At 44.6% G+C, this 4954-nt stretch carries 4 protein-coding genes; all 4 read right to left on the bottom strand.

Translation table 11 applies throughout. The annotated features are described in order from the left end of the window. The coding region (locus tag LUQ50_RS06795) for an ATP-binding cassette domain-containing protein (protein ID WP_300038115.1) at positions 1-438 on the bottom strand (438 nt) is incomplete at its 3' end. Positions 439-500: 62 nt separating this feature from the next. Next, complete coding sequence (locus tag LUQ50_RS06790; protein WP_300038112.1) at positions 501-1364, bottom strand: ABC transporter ATP-binding protein; 864 nt, start codon at positions 1362-1364, stop codon at positions 501-503. After that, positions 1361-2446 (bottom strand): iron ABC transporter permease, encoded by a 1086-nt coding sequence (locus tag LUQ50_RS06785; RefSeq protein ID WP_300038109.1) that lies wholly within the window; start codon positions 2444-2446, stop codon positions 1361-1363. Before LUQ50_RS06785 ends, LUQ50_RS06790 begins: the two co-directional genes overlap by 4 nt. Before the next feature lie 34 nt (positions 2447-2480). Continuing rightward, the coding region (locus tag LUQ50_RS06780; protein ID WP_300038106.1) for a cobaltochelatase subunit CobN at positions 2481-4954 on the bottom strand (2474 nt) is incomplete at its 5' end.

The following is a 4954-nucleotide window of genomic DNA, read 5'->3' as shown; positions in this document are numbered from 1 at the left end:
CCTGGCAGAGACATCAAGACCTACTGTAGGCTCATCCAGAAATAATACCCGTGGATTATGGACTAATGCCTGTGCTAGTTCAAGCCTCCTTCTCATCCCTCCAGAATATACTTTTGCAAACTCATCAGCACGTTCAGAGAGTTCAAGCACCTTTAGCGCATGATCGGTCTTTTTTTCAGGCTCCTGAACCCCATAGAGATCTGCGAACATCCTCACATTCTCTCTCCCGGTCAGTCTGACATCCACCGCCATATCCTGGGGCACATAACTGATGGATTCCCTCACTTTCAAAGGTTCGTTATGAATATCATGCCCGCAAATCTCTGCGGTTCCACTACTTGGATCGAGAAGTGTGGTGAGCATGAGGACTGTGGTGGTTTTTCCTGAACCGTTCGGCCCGAGAACTCCGAATATTTCATTTCCAACTGACAGGTTCATTCTGTTAACAGCACAAAGATTGTCATAATTCTTTGTTAAATCGTGGATTTCGATTGTATTATTCATGCTAATGTTTTTGCGGTCGGCTCAATCTCTAAAAAATTCATACAATGGGATGATTCGCTTGAATTTGGTTCAGAGGGGTTGCCATGGTCCCATACAGGGAGGAGAAACGTATCGTTTCGTGAGTTTACTAACTGCATGGAAACCCCGTACACCGATCTGATATTCTCTTCAGTCATTACCTCTTCAGCCGACCCGATGCTCATGATTTTTCCTTCATCAATCAACATTACCCGATTGGCATAGTGGTACGCAAAGTTCAGATCATGGACTGCAACGAGAACTGATCTACCCTGGTTCTGTGAAATTTCTCTAATCATAGAAAAAACCTCGATTTGGTGTCTGATATCAAGGGCGCTGGTTGGTTCATCAAAAAGAAAAATTCTGGGTTCCTGTGCCAGGGCCCGGGCGATAAAGACACGTTGTCGTTCTCCTCCCGACAATTCAGTCAGGAGTTTTTCAGCCATCGATGATATCTGCACCTTTTCCATTGCGTTCTGAACAATCTGCAGATCTTTGGAGGTAAGTGACCACCCAACATGAGGACGCCTTCCAAGAATAACTGCCTCAAGCACTGTTATTGATGTCAAAAACTGGAAATCTTGCGGTACATACCCGATCAATTGAGCAATATGGTTTTTGCTGTATGTATCAACAGATGCTCCGTTGATAGCAATCGAGCCTGTATGAGAACTGATAATTCCTGCCAATGTTTTTATGAGAGTACTCTTCCCAGAACCATTTGGTCCGATGATACACATGACCTCTCCGGGGAGAAGATCGAACGATAACTGATTAAGGACAGAATTAAGTCCGTATCTGACACAGAGATCACGTATTGAGAGTTGTATCTGACAATTCATGTGATCACCCGGTGTTGTCCACGCAGGATCAGGATCAGGAAGAAAGCTCCGCCGATAACATACATGATAACACCAACCGGAATCTCTACTGGATCCATCACAGTCCGGGCAGTAGTGTCTGACAACAGGAGAATCAGGGCACCAAGAAGTGCTGAACAGGGAATTAGATAGCGGTTATCATTTCCGATCAACATTCTCCCGATATGCGGACCCATGAGACCGATAAACCCGATGATTCCGGTAAATGCAAGACAAGCTGATGACGCCAGCGTTGCAACAAATAAACCCTTCATACGGAGACGATTTACATTCACTCCGAGGTTTTTTGCGACATCATCACCTGCTGCAAGGCTATTTAAATCCCAGGACAACGACTCAAGAAATACCAGACATATGAGCGTTATCGGTAATACGACAAGTACAGCCCCCCAGTTTGCACCCCACATTCCTCCCATAAGCCAGAGTGTAATCTCACGCAATTTTTCATCATTTGTGAGATATTTCATGATCATAACGCCAGCAGTAAAGATGTACCCGATAACAACACCTGAAAGAATGAGGGTTGCACCTGAAGATCCTTTCATTCGAGAAATCGCGTAAATAAGGAGAACCGAGAGCCATCCGAGCAGAAATGCGGACAGGATGATTGTTTCATTTTGGTATTCCTGGGGAATAAATGGCAACAGAACTGGTCCGAATACAATGGCCATTGCAGCCCCGAATGACGCTGCTGATGAAAGTCCAAGAGTAAAAGGACTTACGAGAGGATTTCGCAGAAGTGCCTGCATTACACAACCTGCAACAGAGAGACTGATACCAGTCAGGATTGCAAGAATAACTCGTGGCAGTCTGAATTCAATAACAATTATACTTTCAGAGTCGGACCCTGTTAGGGAGCTGGGATTCGTAATTACTTGTGCTAGAATCTCTAAAATTCTTCCAGATGAGAGATGATAGGAACCGGCATTGAGGGCATAGATGATGGTCAGCAGGAGAAGGGCCGAAAGTAATCCGATAACAAATACCTTTCTTTCTTTTCCAGAGTGATATATGGAGACCAAATTTTTCGTATTTGAATTCATGAATTATTCACACTCTGATTGTAACCTGGTTATCTCAAGAACGTTCTGAAAATTTTTCCTGGACATTGGCCATTATCTCTTTTATCGAGTTTCCCCAGATTTCGACATCATTGCGAGTATAAATGTCAACACTTCCACCCTGGTAATCACCCTCTCCGATCTTCTCTTCCATCCAGGATTCAATCTGCAGATAATTATTCTTCAGACTCTCGAGAACATCCTGATCCGCATTCCAGAGGCCTCGTTGCTCTGCTTCAAGGAGTCTCCGGGCTATCTCCTCAAGAGCATACGGATTGTTCTCTTCAAAGAACTGCCTCATTTCGTCATCGTTGACAAAGGTTTCAGCAATATCATCAAAGATCCAGTCGTCTACCTCTTCGGTTGAAGCTTCCCACCCGTAGATATGGGTTACCCTTCTCATGATATCACCCGCTCCTTTGTACCCATGTTTTTTCATTCCCTCTATCCATCTGGGATTCAGGAGTTTTGCTCTGACGACCCGGCGAAGCTCATCTGACAGGTCTCGTACCTCAATATGTTCTGGTTCACGGGTATCGCCATAATATGGCTTGACTTCCTTTCCTGAATAGTGCCTTGCTGCAGCGGTCATTCCCCCATGAGTCCCGAAATAACAACAACATCCAAGAAGATCAGTCTCGTCTGAGTGGACTTTATTATACGTAACAGAAACTTTGGAGAGGTTCAATGCAAACTGTCCATGAGCCTCTTTTCCTTCACAGCCTCTTCTCAATGCATACCCGTTCCATGCAACATATAACTCAGCAAGATCTGTTTCGTCCTTCCACGCACTTGCCAAAACAGCGAGGTCTACCCCGTTATAATAAGAACCAGGTTTGGATGAAAAAATCCGCAATGTAGATTCCTGCCAGGAACTATTATTTTGTTCCATGCTTTCGAGAGCATGTTTTCGCACATAATTCATCTCGATTGGTTCATCCAGTGATGCAACTGCCTGAACAGCCCGGTCAACAAGTTCATAACAATTGGATAGATTGTCTCTGATGAGCCCGGAGGCCCTGACTGTAATGTCTATCCGTGGTCTTCCCAGTTTATCCAATGGAATAATTGTAAATGTCGAGACTTTTCCATTAGATTCCCATACTGGCTCGACGCCGAGTAATGACAATAGTTGGGAAAAGACTTCTCCATCTGCTGCAAGGATATCTCCTGACATCCAGAAAAATGCCACACTTTCGGGTAATCTGCTCTCCTCCGAGATATACTTCTCAATCAGAGAATCTGCAAGACGTTGTCCAACCCTCCAGGCAGCTTTTGTTGGAACCTTGTATGGATCAAGCGAGTAGAAATTCCTCCCCGTCGGGAGCACCTCTTCATGTCCTCGTGATATTAGCCCTGATGGACCTGCTGGTATATGCCCACCTGAAAATCCATTACAAAGCGATTCAATCTCTTTAGAATCATTAATTCGTTTGTTAATGTCAATGATACGACTGCAGATCCTGTCCAGTTCATCTACATCTTGAGGAGATACAGCATGACCAAACCATGTCTGGTATGATTCAAGAGTATCATCAAGAACAGAAGCAATGAATTGTTTCGTTTTGTCTTCTAAATCCTCGAGAATAGCACCGGTTGACAGTCCAAGGGTATCAGAAAATCCATCCTGATTCTGGAGTAATTCTGTGAGATTATGTCCGTGTAACCGTGCGATGGTTCTTCTGGGAGATGGATCTCCGCTGTCATACCTGATGATGGCATTGATGAAGTCCAGACGTTTTTCACCTTCAGGAAGTTCTCCAAATGTGTGCATTTCAGAGGGAATCTGCGTATTCCGTATCTTTGAAAGAATCTCATGCGATCTGCTGACGATCTCATCGAGGGCCATCTCTTCAGTCAGGTGGATGTCTTTATCCAGATTGAGATCTATGATAGCGTCTCGTATCAGATGCTGAAGAGAATGTGATCGGGCAGGATCCAGTTTTGCAGTTTCATATTGGCTAACCAGTACATCAAGTTCATCAAGACCTTCATACAGTCCTCCTTGTGTCATAACAGCCTGCATATGATCAATGAGGGTGGCATATCCTCGCCGTTTTGCGATTGTACCTTCCGGAGGGTTATCGGCATTATAAATATAGAGATGAGGAGTGGTACCTATGGCCACATCCGGGAAACAGTCCTCAGAAAGCCCAAGTCCTTTCCCGGGTAAAAATTCAAGATTTCCATGGGTTCCAACATTGACAATAAGATCTGCATTGAAGATCTTCTCGATCCAAAAATACGTGGCAAGGTACTGGTGCGGTGGTGGACACTCCGGATCATGGAGGATCTTACAGACCTGTCCATCACACCTGGAGCCGTAACATCCTCTTTTCGGTTGTACGTGGACGGTGGAATTGCCAAACGAAAGACCTGTAATCAGGATCGTTCCATCAAGAACCATACTCATTCCTGGAGCCTCACCCCAGGTTGCGGTTATTTTCTCCTGAACTGTATTAGATAGTGTAGAAAAGTATGCAGAGAATG

It is taken from the genome of Methanospirillum sp. (assembly GCF_028679455.1).
Taxonomy (GTDB): Archaea; Halobacteriota; Methanomicrobia; order Methanomicrobiales; family Methanospirillaceae; genus Methanospirillum.
This window is presented reverse-complemented; position numbering and strand designations above follow the sequence as displayed.

Excerpts from the sequence above, each read along its gene's own strand:
- LUQ50_RS06790 (WP_300038112.1), bottom strand. The coding sequence starts at position 1,364 with ATGAATTGTCAGATACAACTCTCAATACGTGATCTCTGTGTCAGATAC.
- LUQ50_RS06785 (WP_300038109.1), bottom strand. The coding sequence starts at position 2,446 with ATGAATTCAAATACGAAAAATTTGGTCTCCATATATCACTCTGGAAAA.